The sequence below is a fragment of the Aliigemmobacter aestuarii genome, from assembly GCF_004799285.1.
Taxonomy (GTDB): domain Bacteria; phylum Pseudomonadota; class Alphaproteobacteria; order Rhodobacterales; family Rhodobacteraceae; genus Aliigemmobacter; species Aliigemmobacter aestuarii.
Genome location: NZ_SSND01000002.1, coordinates 166695 through 190021, shown reverse-complemented (window position 1 = coordinate 190021; position 23327 = coordinate 166695). Strand labels below are relative to the sequence as shown.

Annotated in this window: 22 protein-coding genes; 10 read left to right on the top strand and 12 right to left on the bottom strand. The window is 67.5% G+C overall.

The features are described from left to right. The first annotated feature begins 63 nt into the window (after positions 1–63). Complete coding sequence (gene yddG / locus E7811_RS09770) at positions 64–927, top strand: aromatic amino acid exporter YddG (RefSeq protein WP_136394454.1); 864 nt, start codon at positions 64–66, stop codon at positions 925–927. A 7-nt stretch (positions 928–934) separates the two neighbouring features. Here the strand turns inward: yddG and E7811_RS09765 are convergent, their stop codons facing one another. The 3 genes from E7811_RS09765 to E7811_RS09755 are packed head-to-tail and all read right to left on the bottom strand — an operon-like array spanning position 935 to position 2178. After that, on the bottom strand, positions 935–1102 hold the full coding sequence (locus E7811_RS09765; protein WP_136394453.1) for a YdcH family protein: 168 nt from the start codon (positions 1100–1102) through the stop codon (positions 935–937). 38 nt (positions 1103–1140) lie between these two features. Beyond that, positions 1141–1962 (bottom strand): tRNA1(Val) (adenine(37)-N6)-methyltransferase, encoded by an 822-nt coding sequence (locus E7811_RS09760; RefSeq protein WP_136394452.1) that lies wholly within the window; start codon positions 1960–1962, stop codon positions 1141–1143. Beyond that, positions 1963–2178: a putative signal transducing protein gene (locus tag E7811_RS09755; RefSeq protein ID WP_136394451.1), complete on the bottom strand. Its 216-nt coding sequence runs from the start codon at positions 2176–2178 to the stop codon at positions 1963–1965. It abuts the gene before it with no gap. Between the two features lie 53 nt (positions 2179–2231). Here E7811_RS09755 and E7811_RS09750 point away from each other — a divergent pair, with 53 nt between their 5' ends. Further along, complete coding sequence (locus tag E7811_RS09750; RefSeq protein WP_136394450.1) at positions 2232–3233, top strand: polyprenyl synthetase family protein; 1002 nt, start codon at positions 2232–2234, stop codon at positions 3231–3233. On the opposite strand, the gene E7811_RS09745 is transcribed toward E7811_RS09750, so the two are convergent. The 3 genes from E7811_RS09745 to E7811_RS09735 all read right to left on the bottom strand — a co-directional run bounded on the left by E7811_RS09745 (position 3209) and on the right by E7811_RS09735 (position 7596). Then, positions 3209–4105, bottom strand: coding sequence for a 4-(cytidine 5'-diphospho)-2-C-methyl-D-erythritol kinase (locus E7811_RS09745; RefSeq protein ID WP_136394449.1), 897 nt, complete (start codon positions 4103–4105; stop codon positions 3209–3211). The genes E7811_RS09750 and E7811_RS09745 overlap by 25 nt on opposite strands. Further along, complete coding sequence (locus E7811_RS09740; protein WP_136394448.1) at positions 4095–5819, bottom strand: tetratricopeptide repeat protein; 1725 nt, start codon at positions 5817–5819, stop codon at positions 4095–4097. The genes E7811_RS09745 and E7811_RS09740 overlap by 11 nt, the downstream gene beginning before the upstream one ends. A gap of 127 nt (positions 5820–5946) precedes the next feature. Further along, positions 5947–7596, bottom strand: coding sequence for an electron transfer flavoprotein-ubiquinone oxidoreductase (locus E7811_RS09735; protein WP_136394447.1), 1650 nt, complete (start codon positions 7594–7596; stop codon positions 5947–5949). A 323-nt stretch (positions 7597–7919) separates the two neighbouring features. Here E7811_RS09735 and greA point away from each other — a divergent pair, with 323 nt between their 5' ends. The 4 genes from greA to E7811_RS09715 all read left to right on the top strand — a co-directional run bounded on the left by greA (position 7920) and on the right by E7811_RS09715 (position 13265). Continuing rightward, on the top strand, positions 7920–8390 hold the full coding sequence (gene greA / locus E7811_RS09730; protein WP_168732983.1) for a transcription elongation factor GreA: 471 nt from the start codon (positions 7920–7922) through the stop codon (positions 8388–8390). A 48-nt stretch (positions 8391–8438) separates the two neighbouring features. Beyond that, on the top strand, positions 8439–9455 hold the full coding sequence (locus E7811_RS09725) for a hypothetical protein (RefSeq protein WP_136394446.1): 1017 nt from the start codon (positions 8439–8441) through the stop codon (positions 9453–9455). A 238-nt stretch (positions 9456–9693) separates the two neighbouring features. Further along, on the top strand, positions 9694–11955 hold the full coding sequence (gene rnr, locus E7811_RS09720) for a ribonuclease R (RefSeq protein WP_136394445.1): 2262 nt from the start codon (positions 9694–9696) through the stop codon (positions 11953–11955). Positions 11956–12017: 62 nt separating this feature from the next. Then, on the top strand, positions 12018–13265 hold the full coding sequence (locus E7811_RS09715) for a lytic murein transglycosylase (RefSeq protein ID WP_136394444.1): 1248 nt from the start codon (positions 12018–12020) through the stop codon (positions 13263–13265). A gap of 47 nt (positions 13266–13312) precedes the next feature. Here E7811_RS09715 and E7811_RS09710 read toward each other — a convergent pair whose 3' ends face one another. Together E7811_RS09710 and E7811_RS09705 are read right to left on the bottom strand one after the other, a co-directional pair. Next, positions 13313–16138: an error-prone DNA polymerase gene (locus E7811_RS09710; RefSeq protein WP_136394725.1), complete on the bottom strand. Its 2826-nt coding sequence runs from the start codon at positions 16136–16138 to the stop codon at positions 13313–13315. Between the two features lie 262 nt (positions 16139–16400). Beyond that, positions 16401–18065, bottom strand: coding sequence for a Y-family DNA polymerase (locus E7811_RS09705; protein ID WP_136394443.1), 1665 nt, complete (start codon positions 18063–18065; stop codon positions 16401–16403). Between the two features lie 170 nt (positions 18066–18235). Between E7811_RS09705 and E7811_RS09700 the strand changes: the two genes are divergently transcribed. Next, positions 18236–18679, top strand: coding sequence for a c-type cytochrome (locus E7811_RS09700; protein ID WP_136394442.1), 444 nt, complete (start codon positions 18236–18238; stop codon positions 18677–18679). Positions 18680–18751: 72 nt separating this feature from the next. On the opposite strand, the gene E7811_RS09695 is transcribed toward E7811_RS09700, so the two are convergent. Genes E7811_RS09695 through E7811_RS09685 form a run of 3 tightly spaced genes read right to left on the bottom strand, consistent with a single transcriptional unit; the run spans position 18752 to position 19789 of the window. Further along, a complete protein-coding gene (locus tag E7811_RS09695) occupies positions 18752–19045 on the bottom strand; it encodes an I78 family peptidase inhibitor (protein WP_168732982.1) in 294 nt (97 codons plus the stop codon). Between the two features lie 31 nt (positions 19046–19076). Beyond that, on the bottom strand, positions 19077–19346 hold the full coding sequence (locus tag E7811_RS09690) for an I78 family peptidase inhibitor (protein WP_136394440.1): 270 nt from the start codon (positions 19344–19346) through the stop codon (positions 19077–19079). Between the two features lie 53 nt (positions 19347–19399). Next, on the bottom strand, positions 19400–19789 hold the full coding sequence (locus E7811_RS09685; RefSeq protein ID WP_168732981.1) for an I78 family peptidase inhibitor: 390 nt from the start codon (positions 19787–19789) through the stop codon (positions 19400–19402). Positions 19790–19864: 75 nt separating this feature from the next. On the opposite strand from E7811_RS09685, the gene E7811_RS09680 reads away from it, so the two are divergent. Genes E7811_RS09680 through E7811_RS09670 form a run of 3 tightly spaced genes read left to right on the top strand, consistent with a single transcriptional unit; the run spans position 19865 to position 22248 of the window. Next, complete coding sequence (locus E7811_RS09680) at positions 19865–20995, top strand: S-(hydroxymethyl)glutathione dehydrogenase/class III alcohol dehydrogenase (protein WP_136394438.1); 1131 nt, start codon at positions 19865–19867, stop codon at positions 20993–20995. After that, positions 20995–21753, top strand: a complete 759-nt coding sequence (locus E7811_RS09675) for an NYN domain-containing protein (RefSeq protein WP_136394437.1) — start codon at positions 20995–20997, stop codon at positions 21751–21753. The genes E7811_RS09680 and E7811_RS09675 overlap by 1 nt, the downstream gene beginning before the upstream one ends. 24 nt (positions 21754–21777) lie before the next feature. Then, positions 21778–22248 (top strand): aminoacyl-tRNA deacylase, encoded by a 471-nt coding sequence (locus tag E7811_RS09670; protein ID WP_136394436.1) that lies wholly within the window; start codon positions 21778–21780, stop codon positions 22246–22248. Here the strand turns inward: E7811_RS09670 and E7811_RS09665 are convergent. Continuing rightward, positions 22224–23234: a quinone oxidoreductase family protein gene (locus E7811_RS09665; RefSeq protein ID WP_136394435.1), complete on the bottom strand. Its 1011-nt coding sequence runs from the start codon at positions 23232–23234 to the stop codon at positions 22224–22226. The genes E7811_RS09670 and E7811_RS09665 overlap by 25 nt on opposite strands. Positions 23235–23327 lie beyond the last annotated feature (93 nt).

The following is a 23327-nucleotide window of genomic DNA, read 5'->3' as shown; positions in this document are numbered from 1 at the left end:
GGGAAGCGGGTAACCATCCGGGCGGGCAGACCCGGCGGAAGGCCGGTGCAAGGAAGGGGCGAAATGACGCGCAGGCAGGCCACGGCAATCGGGTTCACCGCCATCCTGATGTGGGCGCTTCTGGCGCTGTTCACCATCGGGTCGGCCCCGGTGCCGCCCTTCCTGCTGAATGCGCTGACCTTCGGGATCGGGGGGCTGATCGGGCTGGTCTGGACGGCCCGGCGCGGCTTTGGCGTGCTGCGGGGCATTTCGTGGAAGGTCTACGCCTTCGGAACGATCGGGCTGTTCGGATATCACTTTCTGTATTTCACCGCCTTCCGGCTTGGCCCGACCGCCGAAACCGGGCTGATCGCCTATCTCTGGCCGCTGTTCATCGTTCTGTTCTCGGGCTTCCTGCCCGGAGAGCGTCTGACGATCCTGCATGTGGCGGGGGCGCTGGTGGCCTTTGCCGGGGCGGCGCTGATCGTCCTTGGCCGGGGTGGCGACGGTGGCGCCGTTTCGGGGCTGGCCCTTGGGCTGGCCTTCGGATGCGCGCTGACCTGGGCGCTTTATTCCGTGCTGTCGCGCCGGCTGGGCAGCGTGCCCACGGAAAGCGTCACAGTCTATTGCCTGGCAACGGCGGCGCTGTCGGTTCTGGCGCATCTTGCGCTGGAAGAAACCGTCTGGCCCGTCGATGCAACGGGCTGGGCCGCGGTGGCGGCACTCGGGATCGGGCCGGTGGGTGCTGCCTTCTTCACCTGGGATGTGGGCATGAAAAAAGGCGACATCCAGTTGCTGGGTGTCGCCTCCTATGCCGCGCCGCTTTTGTCGACGCTGGCGCTTGTCGCCGCCGGGATCACGGGGCCATCGTCCACGATCTTCATCGCGGCGGGGCTGATTGCCGGCGGTGCCGCGCTGGCCGCACGGGCCAGCGCGCGAAAGGGATGAGCCGCGCTCAGGCGTGGGACAGACGCTCGATCTCCTCCTTGATCTTCAGCTTCTGCTTCTTCCATTCCGCGATCTGAAGATCGTCCGATCCGGGGCTGCGTTGCGCCTGTTCGACCATCTCTGAAAGGTGCGCATGCTTTTTCTTCAGTTCCGCGATATGCGAAGCAACTGTCATTCTTACCTCCTGTGATGGCTGTACATGAGGCAAGTGCATCACAATCCCCGAGTCGTGTCACCCGAAACCGACCGCCGCGGTGCGGCAATTCCGCTCAATTCGCCGAAAGGCGCCGACAGGGCGCAGCCCTCGCGCAGAACGGCGTTGGCGTCATCGGTGTAATCCTCGCGGTCGCCCTCGTGCCGGTCGCCGCGATGGATCACGAAGGGTGCCAGCAGTCGGAAGGGCGCACGCCCCCCCTTGCGCGCGCGCAGGATGATGCGGCCCGCCGGACGCCCTTCGCGCGGGGTCAGCGGCAGCACCGAACCCGAGCCGAGCTTGGGCGGCAGGGCGGCCAGAAGATCGGGCAGACCGTCGGCGCCCGCGATCAGCGTCAGCCATCCTCCGGGGCGCAGACGCCGGGTCGCGGCCGCCACCCATTCCGACAGCGGCACCTGATCCACCTGCATCGCCGTGGCCCGGCCAGGCAGGGGCGAGGGCGATCCGCCTGGCGGATAGTAGGGCGGGTTCGCGATCACATGATCGAAATCGTGGCGCAGGGCTTTCGGCATGTGGCGCAGATCGCCAGTGAAGACCTCCATCGCTATGCCGTTCCGGGCGGCATTGCGCCGCGCCAGATCGGCATAAGCCTCTTGCACTTCCAGCCCCGCCAGCAGGACGCCGGGCACCCGCGCCGCAAGGCAGAGCGCCGCAGCCCCCGCCCCGCAGCCAAGATCGAGCACGCTTTCGCCCGGACCCGCCGGGCAGGCCGCCGCCAGAAGCACGGGATCGGTCGCCGCACGATAGCCCTTGGCGGGTTGCCACAGCCGCAGCCTGCCGCACAGGAACTTGTCGTCGGTCAATTCGTCCGGCGTGAACACCTAGAACCCCGTGTCGATGTCATTGTCGCGAAGGATGGCGCGGGCGCGGAACAGATCGCGGTCCGCAACCATCACGCGGCGCGGCAAAATGCCGATCCCGCCTTCGAGGATGCTCATGTGGACGTCCATCTGAAAGGTCGCTATACCCTCACCCTCAAGAAGGGTGGTGGCAAAAGCAATGGCCGTCGGGTCGGTGCTGCGCATCAGTTCCTTCATGGGGATGATATGCGGCAGGGCTTTGCCCTTGTCGAGCGCAAGACGGGAAGTAGATGGGTTTGGACGAGGTTTCGCAGAAGCCGCACGACCGGCTATCCGCCCTGTTGGCCGATGACATGGCGGCGGTGAATGCGCTGATCCGCGACAGGATGGCCTCGGAGCACGCGCCGCGGATTCCGCAGGTGACGGCCCATCTGGTCGAGGCGGGCGGCAAACGCCTGCGCCCGCTGCTGACGCTGGCCGCGGCACGGCTTTGTGGCTATGGCGGGCCCTATCACATCCATCTGGCCGCGACGGTGGAATTCATCCATACGGCGACGCTGTTGCATGACGACGTGGTGGACGAAAGCACCCGGCGGCGGGGGCGGCCCACGGCCAACCTGTTGTGGGACAACAAGTCGTCGGTCCTGGTGGGCGATTACCTGTTTTCCCGCAGCTTCCAGCTGATGGTGGAAACCGGCAGCCTGCGGGTGCTGGACATTCTTGCCAATGCCTCGGCCACGATCGCCGAGGGCGAGGTGCTGCAACTGACGGCGGCGCAGGATCTGGCGACCGACGAATCGATCTATCTGAAAGTGGTGCGCGGCAAGACGGCAGCGCTGTTTTCCGCCGCGACCGAGGTGGGCGGCGTGATCGCCGGGGCGGACGAGGAACAGGTGCGCGCGCTGTTCACCTATGGCGATGCGCTTGGCATCGCCTTCCAGATCGTCGATGACCTGCTGGATTACGGCGGCTCGGACGCCAGCATCGGCAAGAATACGGGCGACGATTTCCGCGAACGCAAGCTGACGCTTCCGGTGATCAAGGCCGTGGCGCGGGCCGATGCCGAGGAACGCGCCTTCTGGGTCCGCACGATCGAAAAGGGGCGCCAGGAAGAAGGCGACCTTGACCGGGCGCTGGCCATCATGGCCCGTCATGGCGCGATGGAGGCGGCGCGGGACGATGCGCTGACCTGGGCAGACCGCGCGCGTGCCGCGCTGACCGTCCTGCCCGATCACCCGATCCGCGAGATGCTGCACGATCTGGCGGATTACGTGGTGGCGCGGATCAACTGATCCATGTCGGCGCGTCCCGGATAAACGGGGGCCGCGGCGACCCACCAGCCGGGATGCGCGGATTGCAGCGCCTCGGCACCGTCGCGCGCCTCGTCCTCGTCGGCGAAAAGCGCAAAGCAGGTTGCCCCCGAACCCGACATCCGCGCCATCAGCGCGCCGGGCAGGCCGGACAGCGCCGCCACCACATCCCCGATGACCGGCGCGACCTGCCTTGCGGGCGGCTCCAGGTCGTTGCGTTGCAGGGCCAGCCAGTCAGCCAGTTCGCGCGCCGTCGTCCAGCCCGGCAGGGCATCGGGAAGGGGTGGGTTTTCCTTCACCGCAAGGGCGCGGAAAACGGCGGGCGTGGGCACCTCGACGCGCGGGTTGGCCAGCACGATGAAACAGGGCGGCAGTGTCAGCCAGTCCAGCTGTTCGCCGATCCCGCGCATCCGGGCGGGATGCGAGGCAAGGCAGACCGGCACATCCGCGCCAAGCGCAAGGATCGCTGCCCCCTGATCGGCGTTGATCGGCGCCGGGGGCTTGCCCTGTTCCAGCATCATCCGCATCAGCGCCCGGATCGTGGCGGCGGCATCCGCCGAACCGCCGCCGATGCCGCTGGCCGGGGGAAGGCGCTTCGTCAGCCGCAGCGCCGCGCCCCGGTCGCCAAGGCAAAGCCGCGCCGCGCGCATCACCAGATTGTCGTCGCCTGCCGGAACCTCGGCCCCGAAGGGCCCGTCCACCGCCAGTGTCAGCCGGTCCGCCGGGTCGGCCCGCAGGCTGTCGCCGATCCCCGCGAAGGCCACGAGGGAATCCAGCAGATGATAGCCGTCGGCGCGCTGCCCGGTTACGTGCAGCGCCAGATTGACCTTCGCATAGGCGAATTCAGTTGCCATTTCCCGCCGTGGCAACGGGGGTCAGGGGCGGTGCGCCTTCCTCGGCCAGAACGGCATCAAGACCCGCCTCAAGCTTGCGGCGGATGCGTTCGGCGTCCTTTTCCTCGGGGTTGAAGGACAGCGCGCGCCGCCACTGGAACCGGGCCTCCAGCTTGCGCCCGACGGCCCAGTAGACATCGCCAAGATGGTCGGTGACGATCGGATCGACCGGTTCCAGCACGCTGGCGCGTTCCATCGGTTCCAGCGCGTCCTGATATCGGCCGAGGCGGAAGTAGGCCCAGGCGAGACTGTCAACGATATAGCCCGCATCGGGCTGCCGTTCGACGGCGGTCTGGATCATCGCCAGCGCCTCGTCGAGATTGGTGTTCATCTCGAGGAACGAATAGCCCAGATAGTTCAGGACCTGCGGCTGGTCTGGGTTCAGTTCCAGCGCCTTGCGGAAATCCGGTTCGGCCTTTTCCCAATCTTTCAGACGCTCGTGGCAGATCGCGCGGGCGTAATACAGGACCCAATCCTCGGGGCTTTCGGTGGCAGAGGCGGCGGCGATCGCGGCGTCATAGGCCGGCACCGCCTCGGCATAGCGTTCCTCGCGGCGCAACATGTCGCCCAGGGCCTTCTGCACCGAAATCAGCTGCCCGTGGCTGCGCGCAAGCGCCTGAAGCACCTCGACGGCGGCTTCCTTCTTGTCCGAGGCATAAAGCGCATCGGCCCGGCCCATTTCCGCGACATGGAAGGTCGGATCCCCCGGCGGGACCCTGGCGTAGGTTTCGCTGGCAAGCTGGTACTGGCCTTGGAGGCTAAGCAGCCCGGCCGACATCAGATGCGCCTCGACATGATCGGGGCGCAGGTAGGCGGCGACCTGGCTGTGAAGCAGGGTAAAGCTGTTGTCGGCCTCGCCGTTCAGCGCCGTGGCGAGGGTGAAATAGACCTCGGCGATACCTTCGCGGGCGTCGCGGGCGATGTCGAAGGGCACGGGCTCGCCCGCTTCCAGCCGCGCGCGAAGGGCGTCCATTCCGGGTTCCTGTCCCGGAATGAAGACCGCGTTGATCCGCTCCACCGCCTCGGGGTTGCGTTCAAGCTGGCTCAGGATCTGGGCATGGGCGATGACGGCGCGGCGCACACCGGTCAGGGCCTCTGCCTCGGGGCTGGACAGGATCGCCTCTGCCCCCTCGAAATCCCCGGCAGAGGCCAGCGCCAGCGCCTTGTGGTACAGGCCAAAGATCCGAAGGCCATCGGCGGTGGCAACCGCGTCGAATGCCTCGATCGCCTCGGACATCCGCCCGGTGCCCAATTCCGCCCAGGCCACTGACAGCCCGTCGAACAACCTGCCCACGCTGCGCCCGGCACGGGCATCGGCGACGATCCCCGCGAAATCATCCTTCATCGCCTGTTCGGCGATCAGCGCCATGAAGGCAGACTGGCTGTTGATCCCGGTCTGCTGCAACTGGCGCGCTATGGCGGCGGCCTTGTCGACCTCGCCGATGGACAGATGCGACAGGACCGCACCTTCAAGGATCGCGGGATTGGCCGGATCGCCCAGAAGCGCGCGGTTGAACCACATCGCCGCCTCGCGGAAATCCCGGTTCGCCCCGGCCACGCGGGCCGCCAGATAGGCCCCGGCATTGTCCTCGGCCATCACCGGCGCGGGGAGGCCGAAGGGCAGAAGGCCGGCGAGGGCCAGCATCAGAAAGGGGCGGCGAAGGCGGTCGGGCATGGCGGTCTCCGGTTCGTCTGGGGCCAAGGTAGTGCCCGGCGCGACAGGAAGCAATGCGACCAACGGAAAGGGGCGGCCCCTTGGCCGCCCCATCCCGCCTGATTGGCGCAAATCCGCGTGATCGGGATCACATGTTGGGATAGTTCGGCCCGCCCGCGCCCTGCGGCGTCGTCCAGACGATGTTCTGGCTGGGGTCCTTGATGTCGCAGGTCTTGCAGTGCACGCAGTTCTGGAAGTTGATGACGAAGCGGGGGTCCTTGCCCTCTTCGGCCACAACCTCATAAACGCCGGCCGGGCAATAGCGCTGCGCGGGTTCGGCGTATTCGGGCAGGTTCACCCCGATCGGAACCGAAGGATCCTTCAGCTTCAGGTGGGCGGGTTGCGCCTCGTCATGGTTGGTGAAGCTGAAAGCCACGTTGGTCAGCCGGTCGAACGACAGCTTGCCATCGGGCTTGGGATAGTCGATCGGCTTGTGGTTCTTGGCCTTGCCGGTTGCCGCCGCATCGGTCTTGCCATGGCGCAGCGTGCCGAACAGCGAGAAGCCAAGCGTGTTCGTCCACATGTCGAGGCCACCGCCCACGAGGCTCGTCAGCAGGCCGTATTTCGACCACATCGGTTTCACGTTGCGGACCTTCTTCAGGTCCTGGCCGATCGCGCCTTCGCGGACCTCCTTTTCATAGGCGGTCAGTTCGTCGCCCTGGCGGCCCGCCTTGATCGCGGCGTGGGCGGCCTCGGCTGCGGCCTTGCCCGACAGCATGGCGTTGTGGTTGCCCTTGATGCGCGGCACGTTCACCATGCCGACCGAACAGCCCAGAAGCGCCACGCCCGGCGCCACCATCTTGGGCATCGACTGATACCCGCCCTCGGAAATCGCCCGCGCGCCATAGGCCACGCGCTTGCCGCCCTTCAGAAGCTCGGCCACCATCGGGTGGTGCTTGAATCGCTGGAATTCCATGTAGGGATAGAGGTGCGGGTTCTCGTAGTTCAGGTGCACCACGAAGCCCACATAGACCTGATTGTTCTCGATGTGATAGATGAACGACCCGCCGCCCGCGTTCGAACCCAGCGGCCAGCCCATGGTGTGGGTCACGGTCCCCAGCCTGTGCTTCTCGGGGTCGATCTCCCAGATTTCCTTCATGCCGATGCCGAATTTCTGCGGGCAATGGCCTTTGGAAAGGTCGTATTTCTCGATTACCTGCTTGGCCAGCGACCCGCGCACGCCTTCCGACAGGAAGACGTACTTGCCGCGCAGTTCCATCCCCGGTTCATAGGATGGGCCGGGTTCGCCCGTGGCCGGGTCGCGGCCGAATTCGCCCGCCACCACGCCCGCCACCCGGTCGCCGTCAAAGACCAGTTCGCTGCAGGACATGCCGGGGAAGATCTCGACGCCCAGACCCTCGGCCACGCCCGCCATCCAGCGGCAGACATTGGCCATCGAAACGATATAGTTGCCGTGATTGTTCATCAGCGGCGGCATCGGAAAGTTCGGAATCCGGATCTGGCCAGCCTGGCCCAGCATATAGAAGTTGTCTTCCTTCACCGGTACCTTGATCGGCGCGTCCATCTCGCGCCAGTCAGGCAGCAGCGCATCAAGGCCCGACGGGTCGAGCACCGCGCCCGACAGGATATGCGCCCCGACTTCCGAGCCCTTTTCCAGAACGACGACCGAAAGATCGGGGTCCAGCTGCTTCAGCCGGATGGCCGCCGACAGGCCCGACGGCCCCGCCCCCACGATCACCACGTCATATTCCATCGCTTCGCGGACGATTTCGGTCATGTCGCTTCCCTATCCTTCGCCGTGGCGGTGCCATCCCTTGTGGCGGCCGCGCAACTTCCTTACCCGCAGGCTGCGCCCTGCGTTACCTTATGGCGCGGCTGCGTTCAATCGTTACGCGGCATCACGGGGCACGGAAGCGGCATCGCCCGGACATTCCCGGCGTCGCCCCGAACCGCCCGGCGCGGTTTTTCGCCCTTGCTCGCGACCGCCGCGGCCTACCCCCTTGCAATCGACCGGGCCTTCGGGTCTGGTGCGGGACAGAGGAAGTTGACAGAGTCACCGCCTGCACGGGCTGTGGCTTTGTCTTTTGCGTGAAGTGACCAATGGAAAAGATCCCGATGACCCGCGCGGGTTTCAACGCGCTCGACGAGGAACTCAAGACGCTGAAATCGGTGGAACGCCCCGCCGTGATCCGCGCCATTGCAGAGGCGCGCGAACACGGGGACCTTTCCGAGAACGCCGAATACCATTCGGCGCGCGAGAAACAGAGCTTCATCGAAGGCCGCATCGCCCAGCTCGAGGCGATGCTGTCGCTGGCCGATGTGATCGACCCCACGAGGCTTTCGGGATCGGTGAAGTTCGGCGCGACCGTGACCCTGATCGACGAGGACACCGAGGAAGAAAAGACCTACCAGATCGTGGGCGAGGCCGAGGCCGACATCGAGCGTGGCCTGCTGAACATCAAGTCGCCGCTTGCCCGCGCCCTGATCGGAAAGGACGAAGGCGACAGCGTCGAGGTCCGCACCCCCGGTGGCGACCGGAGTTACGAAATCGTCAGTGTCCGTTTTGTCTGATTGACCTTCAACACCCGCGATCGGGGCCTGCGATCGGAAGCGTCCGCCATGCCGGAACAGAACCCAACATCAAAGCCTGCGGGACCCGTGCCGCCCGCTGCCCCGAAACCCGGGCTGACCGGCTATGAACTGATGGCGGCGCTGCTCAGCGCCGTGTGGGTCGTGGCCGTCCTGGCCTATATGTTCACCGCCCCCGAGGGCCGGTCGGCGCTTGGGCTGGTGATGACGCTGCTGGTCGTCTTCCTGCCGCTGGCGTTGATCTGGGTGACGGTGATCACGCTGCGCAGCGTGCGCGCGCTCCGGGACGAGGCCGCGCGGCTTCAGGCGGCGGTCGACGCGATGCGCCATGCCTATGTGGCGGGACAGCAGGCCCAGGCCTCGGGGATCAAGCCTTCGGTCGAAAAGAAGCTGGACGAAATCGCGGCCGTCACCCGGCAGGCGGAAACCGTGCTGGCCACCTTCACCTCGCGCCGCGATGCGGCGCTGACGGTTCCCTCGGCCGATCGCAAGGCGGCGCTGGTCGCGCCGCGCGCCGCACCGGTCGATGAACAACCCGCGCTCGCGCTTGGAACCCCGGCCGAAGACCTGCGTCCGCCGCTGTCGGTCGCGGATTTCGTACGCGCCCTGCAGTTCCCGGAAACTGCCGAGGACAAGGAGGGATTTCGCGCCCTGCGCCTCGCGCTTGAGGATCGCAACGTCGCCCGCCTGATCCGGGCCGCGCAGGATGTGCTGACGCTGCTGTCGCAAGAGGGCATCTTCATGGATGACCTCAAGCCTGATCTGGCCCGGCCCGAGGTATGGCGCCGGTTCGCCGCCGGGGAACGGGGCCGCGCCATTGCCGCACTCGGAGGCGTGCGCGACCGGTCGAGCCTTGCGTTGACAGCGGCGCGCATGAAGGACGACCCGATCTTCCGCGATGCCGCGCATCATTTCCTGCGGACCTTCGACAAGACCTTTTCCGAGTTCGAGAAGAACGCGACCGACGCCGAGATCGCCGATCTGGCCGAAACCCGCACCGCACGCGCCTTCATGCTGTTCGGCCGCGTCACCGGCACGTTCGACTGAGGCGCGGGCGGCGACCGGGACAGGGGGGCTGTCTGCCCCCCTCTTTGCCTGACGGCAAATTCACCCCCCGAGGATATTTCCGGACAGAAAATGAAACCCTGATTCAAGTTGTCATTTTCTGTCTTTAAATATCCCGGGGGTGAGGGCCAAAGGCCCGAGGGGGCAGGGCCCCCTTTCTGCGGGCCGTGCCGTGCACGCCGGGTTTGTGCAAGGCGTCGTCGCGTGCTAGGCGATGGCAATGGAACAGCTGCCTTCGAAAGAACAGATCCTGCAATGGATCGCTGACAACCCCACCCTGACGGCCAAGCGCGACATCGCCAAGGCCTTCGGCATCCGCGGCTCGGCCCTGCGGGTGGAGTTGAAGCGGATCCTGAAAGAGATGGAGGCCGAGGGCCAGCTTTCCAAAAAGGCCCGCGCCTATCGCGAACCGGGGCAATTGCCGCCGGTGTCGATCCTTCAGGTGATGGCACCGGATGCCCAGGGCGATCTGTTCGCCCGCCCGCTGGAACTGGACGGCGAGGCCGCTGCCGAGGCGCCGCGCATCCTGATCGTGACGCGACGCGAGGACCCGGCGCTTGGGCAGGGTGACCGTATCCTCGCCCGGCTGACGCCCGTCAACGCGACCGACCACAGCTATGAGGCGCGCCTGATTCGCAAGATCGGCACCAATCCGGTGCGGGTTCTTGGGATTTTCCGGCAGGGGGCCGAGGGCGGGCGCATCCTGCCCATCGACAAGGGCGCGGACAAGGAATGGCGCGTGGCCCCCGATCTGACCGGCGGGGCGCGCGATGGCGAGCTTGTGGAGGCCGAACAGGCCGGACCCAAACGGATGGGCCTGCCCGCCGCCCGCATCGTGGCGCGTCTGGGCGATCCGACGGGGCCGCGCGCCGTCAGCCTGATCGCGATCCACCAGCATGGCATCCCCGACCAGTTCCCCGATGCCGTCATCGCCGAGGCCGACCGTGCCGAACCTGCGCCGATGGCCGAGCGCGAGGATCTTCGTGACCTGCCCCTTGTGACCATCGACCCGGTTGATGCGCGCGACCGCGATGACGCGGTCTATGCCCATCCCGATGACGACCCGAAGAACATTGGCGGCCATGTCGTCTGGGTCGCCATTGCGGATGTCGCCCATTACGTCCGCCCGCAATCCGCGCTGGACCGAGAGGCACGCAAGCGCGGCAATTCCACCTATTTTCCCGACCGGGTCGTGCCGATGCTGCCCGACATCCTTTCGGGCGACCTGTGTTCGCTGCACGAACATGTCGACCGGCCCTGCATGGCGGTGCGGATGAAGCTGAACGCGCAGGGCGAAAAGATCGGCCACCGTTTCGCGCGCGGCATGATGCGGTCGCGCGGCTCGCTCAACTATGCGCAGGTTCAGGCCGCCGTGGATGGCGCGCCCGACGACAAGACCCTGCCCCTTCTCGACACCGTGCTGCGGCCGCTGTTCGCCGCCTACGAGGCGACGAAACTCGCCCGCGCCGAACGCCAGCCGCTGGACCTTGACCTGCCGGAGCGGCGGATCGAGCTTTCCGAGGATGGGCGCGTGCTGTCGGTGGCCTTCAAGGAGCGCTTCGATGCGCATCGCCTGATCGAGGAATTCATGATCCTCGCCAATGTGGCCGCGGCCGAGGAACTGACCCGCCTGCGCCGCCCGCTCTTGTTCCGCGTGCACGAGGAACCCAGCCCCGAAAAGCTGGATGCGCTGCGCGAGGTGGCGGAGGCGTCGGGCTTCACCCTGGCCAAGGGGCAGGTCCTGAAGACCGCGCACCTGAACCGGCTTCTGGCGCAGGCCGAGGGTACGGAATTCGACGAACTGCTGAACATCACCACGCTGCGGTCGATGACCCAGGCCTATTACAACGCCGAGAATTTCGGCCATTTCGGGCTGGCGCTCAGGTCCTACGCGCATTTCACCTCGCCGATCCGGCGCTATTCCGACCTGATCGTGCATCGCGCGCTGATCGCGGCGCATGGCTGGGGCAGCGACGGGCTCTCGGCGCAGGATACCGAGCAGCTGGAGGAAACCGCCGTCCAGGTCAGCGAGACGGAACGCCGGTCGATGATGGCCGAACGCGACACGACCGACCGCTATCTTGCCGCCTATCTTTCGGACCGGGTGGGCAGCACCTTCAGCGGCCGCGTTTCGGGCGTGCAGCGTTTCGGCCTGTTCGTGAAACTGGACGAGACCGGCGCCGACGGGCTGATCCCGATCCGAGAGGTGGGGCGCGAGTTCTTCCACTATGATCCTGACAGCCAGACGCTGATGGGGTCCGATACGGGCCTGACGATCGGGATCGGGCAGAAGGTCACGGTGCGTCTGGCCGAAGCCGTGCCGGTGACCGGCGGCCTGATGCTGGAACTGATCGAGATCGAGAACCGACCGCTGCCCGCGGGCAAGTCCGGCGGACGCGGCGGCCCGATGCGCCGCAAGGCCGCGCGGGCGCGGGGCAAGGCCGAAAAGGTCAAGCGCAAGGTCGTGCGCCGCCGCCGCTGAGGTCACGGCTTTCCGGGCCTGCTCTTTCCCGCTAACCTTTGGCAAAACGGGCAGGGGAAGTCATGCGGGTTGTCTTCGGGTTGGTGATGGCGGGTCTGGTGGCCTTTCCGGTCGATCTGCCGGCGCAGACCGCCCTGTCCCAGAGCGATACGGGGGCCGAGCGCATGACACTCGAAATCACCGGAACCGAGGCCGGGTTCGAGGACTGGCTGGCCGGGTTCCGCACCCGCGCGCTGGAGCAGGGGATCGACGCGGCTCTGTTTGACCGCGCCTTGCGCGGGGCGTCGTTCGATCCCGACATCGTCCGGAAAGACCGCAACCAGAGCGAGTTCACCAAGACGATCTGGGATTATCTCGACAGCGCCGTGTCGGATGCGCGGGTCGAAGCCGGACGCAGGGCCATCGCGCAGCACGACGCGCTTTTGCGCGAGGTGGAAGACCGCTATGGCGTCGACCGGCATGTTGTGGCCGCGATCTGGGGGCTGGAAACCGCCTATGGCAGCTACATGGGCGACACGCCGACGCTCGCCGCCTTGGCCACGCTCGCCTATGACGGGCGCCGCGCGGCCTTCTTCGAACGCGAGCTGATCGCCGCCCTGCGGATCGTCGCGGCGGGCGATGTCAGCCCCGAGCGGATGAAGGGCAGTTGGGCCGGGGCGATGGGACATACGCAGTTCATGCCGTCAAGCTTCCTGGCCTTCGCCGTCGATCACGATGGCGACGGGCGGCGCGACATCTGGGACGCGTCGCGCCCTGCCGACGGGCTTGGTTCGGCTGCTGCCTACCTCGCCCATTGGGGTTGGACGAAAGGAATGCCCTGGGGGCTCGAGATCACCCTGCCCGAAGGCTTCGACTATGAACAGACCAGCGAACGGGTGAAGAAGCCCGTCGCCGACTGGCAGGCGATGGGGGTCCGCGCGGTGGACGGGGGGGACCTGCCCGATCATGGGGCGGCCTCTGTCCTGCTGCCCGCCGGGCACCGCGGCGCGGCCTTCCTGATCTTTTCGAACTTCCAGGTGATCGAGAGGTATAACACCGCGGATGCCTATGTGATCGGGGTGGGCCATCTGGCCGACCGGCTGCAGGGCGGCCCGCCGATCCGGGCCCCCTGGCCGCGCGAGGACCGGGCGCTGACGCTTGATGAACGGCTTTCGCTGCAACGGTTGCTGACGGAAAGCGGCTTTGACACCTTCGGGGTGGACGGCCGGATCGGCCCCAACACCATCGCCGCGATCCGCGCGTTCCAGCGGTCGCGGGGCATGGTGCCCGACGGCTATGCCAACCCCGCACTGATCGACCTGCTGCGCTGATCCGTGCAGCAATGGGGGCTGTCTGCACCCTTTCGCCATTCGCCAGCTCAGGCTGCGGGGGTCAGGAAGGGGCGCAGCAGCGCGACGGGATGGGCGCGCAGCGTCAGGCGCAGCGCCTGGTAATCCTCGACCACCGCCTCGCCTTCGGTCATCCGGGGCAGGGTCACGGCAGGTTCGGCCAGTGCCTCGCCATCCATGTCGGCGGCGAAAAGCGGCAGCGGTGCCGGGCCGCCCAGGGCGCGGGCCTCCCACAGCGCCGCGCGCCGGGTCAGGCCAAGGGCGGCGAAGACATCCGCCTCGGCCAGGCGGGTCAGGGTGGCCGGGGGCACGCCCGCGCGGCGCCAGACATCGGCCAGCGCGGCATAGCCGTTGCCGCGGGCGGCCACGATCCACAGCGCCTCGTCCTCGGCCAGGCCCCGGATCTGGCGGAAGCCCAGCCGCAATGCGAGCCCGCCCTGCCCGTCGGGTTCCATCACATTGTCCCAATGGCTTCGGTTGATGCAGGGGGGCAGAACGGTGACGCCGTGTTCCCGGGCATCGCGCACGATCTGGGCCGGGGCGTAGAAGCCCATCGGCTGGGAATTCAGCAGCGCGCAGGCGAAGATGCCGGGATGGTGGCGTTTCATCCAGGCGCTGGCATAGACCAGAAGCGCGAAGCTTGCCGCGTGGCTTTCGGGAAAGCCATAGCTGCCAAAGCCCTCGATCTGGGCAAAGCAGCGCGCGGCGAAATCCTCGTCATGGCCATTGGCGCGCATTCCCGCCATGAACCTGCCGTGGAATTCGCTGACATTGCCGTGTTTCTTGAAGGTCGCCAGCGACCGGCGCAGGCGGTCGGCCTCTTCGGGGGTGAAGCCCGCGCCGACGATGGCGATCTGCATCGCCTGTTCCTGGAACAGCGGCACGCCCAGTGTCTTGCCCAGCACCCGGCCCAGGGCGTCGGAGGGGAAGCTGACCGCCTCCTGCCCGTTGCGCCGCCGCAGGTAGGGATGCACCATGTCACCCTGGATCGGGCCGGGGCGGATGATCGCCACCTGGATGACCAGATCGTAGAATGAGCGTGGCCGCATCCGGGGCAGGAAGTTCATCTGCGCCCGGCTTTCCACCTGGAACACCCCGAGGCTGTCGGCCCGGCACAGCATGTCATAGGTCTCGGGGTCTTCTGGTGGCAGCGTGGCGAGCGTCAGCCCGATGCCGTGATGGCGGCGGATCAGGTCGAACCCCTTGCGGATGCAACTGAGCATGCCAAGCGCGAGGATGTCCACCTTGAGGATCTTCAGCGCGTCGATGTCGTCCTTGTCCCAGGGGATGATGGTGCGATCCTCCATCGCCGCGTTCTCGATCGGGCACAGCTCGTCCAGCCGGCCCTCGGTGATGATGAAACCGCCGACATGCTGCGACAGGTGGCGGGGAAAGCCCTGGATTTCGTCGATCAGGTGCAGCGCCAGTCGCAGCCGGTGGTCGGCCGGGTCAAGCCCGATCTCGTGCAGCCGCGCCGCCGTGATCTGGCCTGGTCCGCCCCAGCCCCAGATCTGGCTGGAAAGCGCGGCCAGCGTGTCCTCGGACAGGCCCATTGCGCGCCCGACCTCGCGCACGGCCCGCTTGCCCCGGTAATGGATCACCGTGGCGCAGAGCCCCGCGCGGTGGCGGCCATAGCGGGCATAGATGTGCTGGATCACCTCCTCGCGGCGTTCGTGTTCGAAATCCACGTCGATGTCGGGCGGTTCGTTGCGCGCCTCGCTGACGAAGCGTTCGAAGACCATCGTGCCGATCTCGGGGCTGACGGAGGTGACGCCGAGCGCATAGCAGACCACCGAATTGGCGGCCGATCCGCGCCCCTGGCACAGGATGCCGCGCGACCGCGCGTAATCCACGATATCGTGGACGGTCAGGAAGTAGGGCTCATACCCCAGCCGCCCGATCAGGGCGAGTTCGTGATCGGCCTGGGCCTGGACACGGTCGGGCACCCCGGCGGGATAGCGCCAGCGCAGCCCGGCGGCCGTCAGCCGCGCCAGCCGCGCGGCGGCGGTCTCGTCTCCGGTGATCTCGGAGGGATATTCATAGCTCAGGTCGTCCAGGCTGAAGCGCAGCCCTTGGGCGATCTCGGCACTGCGGCGGACCGCGGCCTCGTGCCCGCGGAAGAGATGCAGCATCTCGGCCTCGGAGCGCAGGCGCTGTTCGGCATGGGTCAGGGCGTGGCGGCCCAGATCCTCGACCCGGCACCCCAGCCGGATCGCGGTCAGCACATCGGCGAGGCGGCGGCGGGCGGCGGTGTGCATCATCGGCAGGGCCGAGGCGAGGGTGGGGATCGCCCGCGCCCCGGCCCAGTCGGCCAGGGCTGCGATGCGCGCGCGGTCCTGACCGTCATAGAAGGGCGCAAGCAGCAGGTGCACATCCGTCCCGAAGCGGCGCGCCAGCCGTTCTGCCTGTGACGCCCATCCGCCCGCGCCGCCGCCCGGCCGCGGCGCCTGTGGCCCTGATCTGGGAGGATGGATGGCCAGAACCATCCCCTCCCCCCATTCCAGAAGGTCATCCAGACCCAGATCGCACTGCCCCTTGGCGGCACGCCCCTGGCCGAGGCTAAGCAGGCGGCAAAGCCGCCCCCATCCCGCGCGGTCCTGCGGCAGGGTGGTCACCGCAAGGCCATCGCGCAGGACGACGCGCGCCGCGGGGATGAGCCGGGGTCCGCGGCCAGCCAGTCGCCGGATCTCGCGCGCCTCGACATGGGCGCGCACGATCCCGGCCACCGAATTGCGGTCGGCGATGGCGAGCGCCTCCATCCCCAGTTCACCGGCACGCCGCATCATCTCTTCGGGGTGGGAGGCCCCGGTGAGGAATGTGAAGTTCGACGTGGCGGACAGTTCGACGAAGGGCATGGATTCGGACTTGAACAAAGAGTGAACATTATATCCCGTGATAGCCATGGCGAAAGGGGGGGCGTGCGAAAGGGGGGCTGTCTGCCCCCCTCTTTGGCTGCGCCAAATTCACCCCCGAGGGTATTTTCGCCAGGTTGAAAAACAATTTGAGTCAAACCGGCTTCACTTTGGCGCAAATATCCTCGGGGGTGAGCCACTGCAGGTGGCGAGGGGGCGGAAAGCCCCCTTTCACCGAGGCCGTTCCGGGGCGCAGCGGCGGGGGTCAGGTGAAGCTGCCGTGGCAGAACCAGCCGCCGCCGATCGCGCCGCCGTGGGCATAAAACAGCCACAGCCGGTCGCCCTCGCGCGTCAGCACGCGCCAGTAATCGCGCGGGCCCGAGCGCCATTCGGGATCGTCCAGCCACCATTCCGGGGCGATCCGCTCGGGGCCGATGGCCTGGCGCAGCGACAGGTCGCGGCGGCGCCAGCGGAAGCGGGCCGGAGGAACCGGGTCTTCGGGGGCGTCGACAGGTTCGGGGCGGAACAGGATCAGCGGCCGCGGGGTCGGGGGGCGGGGCCAGGGATCGGGGCAGGGCTCGCTCCAGGCCGCGGCATGGACGGTCGCGGTCTTTTCGGGGATGTTGCTTTCGGCCGGGTGGAAGCGCAGCACATTCTCCATTCCCAGCCGGGCGCCCAGCTTGCCCACCAGATCCTCCAGCGCGGTGTCGGCCTGGCCGCGGGCCTCGGCCGCATCGCGCGCCTCCAGATGGCCGCGATGCTGCTGCGGGTTCAGCGGTTCGGTTTCGGTGGCCACGACGCGGATCACGTCAAAACCGAAGCCCGCCTCCATCGCGTCCAGCTTCAGCGCCAGAAGCGGGCGGATGCGGTCGGGCGTATCCGTCGCGCGGGCAAGTCCCACCTCGACCGCCGCCGTGCCGCCGTCGCTGCGCCAGCCTTCGAGCCGGACCCGGCGCGCGCCGCGACCCTGGCGGCGCAGGCGGAGACAGAGTTCGGGCAGAAGCCGGTCCATCGCCGCCTCTACATCCGCGCGCAGGCCGATCGGATCGGGCAGGGTCAGGCGCAGGGCGAACTGTGGCGGCGCCATGCCGGGGTTCACCGGTTCCGGCATCAGCCCCAGGGCCTGATCCAGCCGCGCCAGCGTATCGGTGCCGAAGCGCCGTGCCAGCGCAGCACGGGGCAGGCCCATGATATCGGCCACGCGGCGCAGGCCCAGGCGGCCCAACCCCTCCACCACGTCGCCGGGCAGGCGCAGGGCGGCAAGCGGCAGGGCCGCCAGCGCTTGCCGCATCTGCCCGGGCGCGGCGATCAGGCCCTGTGGCGGGCCATCCACCGGGCGGGCGGGCGGCAGCGTGCCCCCCCGTTCCCATCCCCTGCGGCGGGTGGCGGCGCGCGACCGTGTGGCGCGGGCCTCTTGTTCGATCGCGTCGCCGCTGCGGTCATGGGCGGGCCGTTGCCCGGCGAAACGGGCCAGCGCCCAGGCCGCGCCGCGCGTGTCGGCGACGCCTGCCCGCATGGTCAGGCCCAGATCGGCGCAATCCGCCTCCACCTGCGCCAGAAGCCCGGCCTCGCCGCCAAAGAGATGGGCACAGCCGGTCAGGTCGATCACCAGGCCGTCGGGGGCTTCCTGCGCGACCCAGGGGCTGAACTTGCCGGCCCAGCGGGTGAGCGTGTCGAGGAACCGCGCCTCGGCCACCGGGTCGGCGGGCCGTGTCAGAAGGCCAGGGCACATCGCCGTGGCGTCGCGCAGCGGCTGGCCGGGGCGCAGCCCGGCTGCCTCGGCCTCGGGCGAAAGCGAGGTCAGCACCTGCGCGCCGTTGCGGTCGGCGACCACGGCGAAGGGCTGCGGCAGCGCCAGCCGCAGAAGGCGCAGCCAGCGTTCCGCCGCGAGACGGGGAAACCAGAGCGAGAGAATCCGTCGGCCAGCCATATGTTCACACTATGTTCCAGTTTTTTGTCGTTATACAGCGCCGGTGAGGGGAGTCGATCCGCCTTTCGCGATGACATTTCTGTGAGTCTGTTTGCCGATGTGACAACGTCACTTCCGCGACATTCTGGCGCATCTATACTGAAGGCCAATGTCCAGCATGGAGCCAGATCATGAAATTGATGACCAAAGCCCTTACCGCCGCCCTTGTCCTTGCCGCCGGCACCGCCTTCGCCGCCGGTGACCGCACCGATCCGAACGCCAAGGCGCGGTCGGACCTGATGAAGACCGTCGGCATGAACACCAAGGTTCTGGGTGACATGGCGGGCGACAAGGCACCGTTCGACGCCGCCGCAGCCGAGACCGCGAAGGCCGGTCTTCTGGCCGCCATCGCGCAGGTCGGCACGGCGTTCGAGACCGAGGGCGATCTTGACCCCGCGTCCGAGGCGAAGCCGGAAATCTGGACCAGCTGGGACGATTTCGTGAAGAAGGGCGAGGCGCTGAACGCCGCCGTCACCGCGATCGACGTGTCGTCGCTCGATGGGGTCAAGGCCGGCATGGGCGCGATCGGCGGGGCCTGCAAGGATTGCCACACCACCTATCGCGTGCAGAACTGATCCGCACCGCGCAAAATGGAAAGGCCCCCGCATCGACGGGGGCCTTTTCATTGCCTCGGGCTGCCCGAACGCTCAGCCGCAGCTCAGCACCCGGACGATGCCGCCATCGTCAAGTTCCACGTTCAGCCGTTCGGCGCTGTAATCCATCGTCACGGCCATGCCCGGCGTGATCACGCGCAGGTTCGGCCCGGCCTGTGCGGCCATCGTCTCGTTCCAGGGCAGGCCGACCCAGTGTTGCAGCTTGTCGCCGCCGCAGCTCTCCAGTCCGATTTCGGTGGTCGGCATCTCGATATCGGGGGGCGCCGCCGGGGTGCAGGCCGCAAGGCCAAGCCCAATCGCCGCAGCAAGAACAGCCTTCGTCCGCATCGTTTCCTTCCCTTCCCTTTGTCCGGCGGCCTCAACCGCACCAGAAGCGCACCATCCGTCCGCCCGCGTCCAGATCGACATTCAGGCGCGCGGCGCTGAAATCCTCGGTCACCGCGTCGCCCGGACGGATGACCCGCACCACCTGCGGCAGATACTGTTCGTCCAGTTCCGCCACCGGCAGGCCCGCAAACCCCGCCAGCCGGCCCGCACCGCAGAGATCGGGCGTGGCCGGGGCGAGATTCGGCCGGGGATCGCCACCGGCGCCGGTTTCTTGACCCGCGCCGCACCCGGCAAGCGCCATTATCGCGGCCAAGGCCGCGCCGCGTCCATCCGCAAAAGGTTTAGGCCACCGCATCAGCCGCAATTCATCCGCACGATCACGCCCTGATCGTTGAGGTAAAAGTTCACGCGGAAGCTGTCGTATTCCTCCTGATCGACGATCATCCCCGGCGCCACGATCCGCACCGGCTTGGCGATGGCCGCCGTCGCCGCGGCACTGCCCGGCTGGCCCAGAAGCGCCACGTGATCGGCGGCCTTGCAGGTGTCGGGTTCGCGGTCGTTCAGGCCGGGTGTGGGATCGACGGCGATCGCGCCGGGAACGGCCAGGGCCGGGTCGGTCGCCGATGGCACCGTCACCACCGGGACGACCGGCGCGGGGGCGCGCCGTGCCGCCGGGGTGCACCCTGCCAGAACCACTGACCCGAACACGATGAACAAACCGGCAGAGAGGGGAAAAGAAGCCATGATCGGTCGTTTCCTAAGTTGCATTCCCCCTCTGTTTCGCACAGCCTGCCCGCATCGAACAAGGGGAGGAACCTCATGCGCACCCGTGCCGCCGTCGCCGTCGCCGCCGGAAAACCGCTTGAAATCATGGATGTGAACCTCGAAGGCCCGAAGGCGGGCGAGGTCATGGTGGAAATCCGGGCCACCGGCATCTGCCATACGGACGAATTCACCCTGTCGGGCGCCGACCCCGAGGGCCTGTTCCCCGCCATCCTCGGACATGAGGGCGCGGGCGTGGTGGTCGAGGTGGGGCCGGGCGTGACCTCGGTCAAGCCGGGCGACCATGTCATCCCGCTTTACACGCCCGAATGTCGTCAGTGCCCGTCCTGCCTGTCGCAGAAGACGAACCTCTGCACGGCGATCCGTGGCACCCAGGGGCAGGGGCTTATGCCCGATGGCACCTCGCGGTTCTCGATGCTGGATGGCACGCCGATCCTGCATTACATGGGCTGCTCGACCTTTGCCAACCACACCGTCCTGCCCGAGATCGCGGTGGCCAAGATCCGCCCCGACGCGCCCTTCGACAAGGTCTGCTACATCGGCTGCGGCGTGACCACCGGGATCGGTGCGGTGATCAACACCGCCAAGGTGGAAATCGGCGCCAAGGCGGTGGTCTTCGGCCTGGGCGGCATCGGGCTGAACGTGATCCAGGGCCTGCGCCTTGCCGGGGCCGATATGATCATCGGCGTCGACATCAACAACGACAAGAAGGCCTGGGGCGAACGCTTCGGGATGACCCATTTCGTCAACCCGACCGAGATCGACGGCGACATCGTCCCCTATCTGGTGAACATGACGAAGACGCCCTTCGACCAGATCGGTGGCGCGGACTATTCGTTTGACTGCACCGGCAACGTCAAGGTGATGCGCGCGGCGCTGGAATGCACCCATCGCGGCTGGGGCCAGTCCATCATCATCGGCGTGGCTCCGGCGGGCGCGACCATCGAAACCCGGCCCTTCCAGCTTGTCACCGGGCGGGTCTGGAAAGGCACGGCCTTCGGCGGCGCGCGGGGCCGCACGGACGTTCCGAAGATCGTCGACTGGTACATGGACGGCAAGATCGAGATCGATCCGATGATCACCCACCTGCTTCCCCTTTCGGATATCAACAAGGGGTTCGACCTGATGCATGCGGGCGAATCGATCCGTTCGGTCGTGGTCTACTGATGGCCCGCGACGGCGCCAAGCTTCTGGCCGTCCTGATCGACGCAGACAACGTCTCGGCCAATGCGGCCGAGGCGATCCTTCAGGAAATCGCGGGCTTCGGCGAACCGGGGCTGCGGCGCGTCTATGGCGACTGGTCGTCGGGCGCGCTGGCCAAGTGGAAGGATGTGTCGCAAAAGCTGGGCCTTGTGATGCATCAGCAATCGGCCAACACCAAGGGCAAGAACGCCAGCGACATCGGCCTTGTGATCGACGCGATGGATATCCTGCACGGCGGCAAGTTCGACGGTTTCGTGCTGGTGTCGTCCGACAGCGATTTCACCCGCCTTGCCAGCCGCATCCGCGAGGACGGGCTTGAGGTGATCGGCATCGGCGAGGAAAAGACGCCGCCTTCGCTGCGCAACGTCTGCAACCGGTTCGTGTTCATCGAGAACATCCTGCGGGATGTCGAGAAGCCCGAACCCGCGACCGGACCGAAGACGACCCGCCGCGCGGAGCCTGCCGAAGCCCCGAGGGACGGCGCCGAGAAAGAGCCGCCTTCGCGCGTGGTGCCGCTTGCGCGGAAGGCGATGAACATGATCGACCCTGATGGCGAATGGTATTCGCTGGGGCAGGTCGGCCAGTTCATCCAGCGCGAGAACCCCGATTTCGACCCGCGCACCTATGGCAGCGCCAAGCTGTCGGACCTTCTGAAGCGCGCGGGCGCTTTCGAGGTGCGGCAGGGCACGGGAAATCATCTGGAGGTGCGGCGGCGGGACTGATCCTGCCGCCCCGGGACGCACGGAATGGCATCGACGCCCGCGCTCAAGGCCCTGGAACGCGAGGGGGTTGCGGTTTCGCTTCATCCCTATGCCTATGACCCCGGCGCCGATGCGGTGGGTCTGGCGGCGGCGGTCGCCCTTGGCCTTGACCCCGCGCTGACGCTGAAGACCCTGATGGTCGAGGTCGATGGCAAGCCCGCCTGCTGCATCCTTCCCTCTGACCGGCAACTGTCGATGAAACGGGTGGCGGCGGCCTTCGGCGGCAAGTCGGCGGCGATGATGCCGCCCGCAAAGGCCGAGAAGCTGACCGGATACCGGGTCGGGGGCATTTCCCCCTTCGGCCAGAAACGGCTCGTGCCCACGGCCATCGAGATTTCTGCCTGCGCGGCGCCGAAGGTCTGGATCAATGCGGGTCAGCGGGGGTTGCTCATGGGTATGGCACCCGCCGATGCGCTGCGGGTCCTGAAGGCCTACTCCGCCTCGCTTCTGGCCTGATCGCGCAGCCGCACGACGACGTTGCCGAACTTTTCGCCCGTATCGACCCGCCGGTGCGCCTCGACGATCTCGGACAGGGGAAAGGCGCTGTCGATCACCGGCCGGAACTGCCCTTCATTGACCATCTGCGCAAGCGCCCGCACGTCGTCGGGGTGATCCATGACCGGCCCGGCCAGTACCTTCTGCGGGCGCAGCCGGTTGCCAAGGGGCAAAAACAGCATCTGGCCAAGTCCCGCCGCCAGCAGCAGAAGCCGGCCGCGCGGTGCAAGGACGCGGCGCAGGCGGTCTACCGGGTAGACGCCCACCGTGTCGAGGATCACATCCCAGGCCTGCCCCAGGTCCACGAAATCCCGGTCGCGCCGGTCGAACAGGTGATCGGCCCCGAGCGCGCGCAGCGCCTCATGCCGCGACGACCGCGCCTGCGCCCAGACCTCGGCCCCCATCGCCCGCGCGATCTGGACCGCCGCCGACCCGACCGCCCCCGCCGCGCCGAGGATCAGCAGACGTTCGCCGGCGCGCAGCCGCGCCTTGTCGCGCAGATAGACCAGTGCCGATGTGCCGCCAAAGATCATTGCCCCCGCCTCGTCATCGGTCAGGATGTCCGGTGCGGGGAACAGGGTGATGGCGGGCAGGCAGCAGAACTCCGCATGCCCACCCATCCGGAAACCCGTGGCCCCAAGCACTCTTTCCCCCTCGGCAACGCTCGTGACCTCGGGGCCAAGGGCCACCACATCGCCGCACAATTCAGACCCCAGCACGGTGTGGCGCGGGCCTGTCACGCCGAAGGCCAGCCGCCCGAAACCGCCCATCCCGGCAGGCATCCGCATCGCCCGGATGCGGGCGTCGCCGCTGGAAACCGACGAGGTGCGGACACGGATCAGAACATCGCCCTTGCCGGGAACCGGGATCGGGCGTCGCCCCAGTTCGATGACCTCGGGGCCGCCGTAGCGCCGGAACACCGCCGCCCGCATACCATTTTCCGTCATTCGCCCGCTCCGTTCCTGCTGCCGTCCGGATCATCGGCGGGACAGTTCTGGGTGCAATATCGCTTTGGTTTAGACGCGCGGGTTGACCGGCCT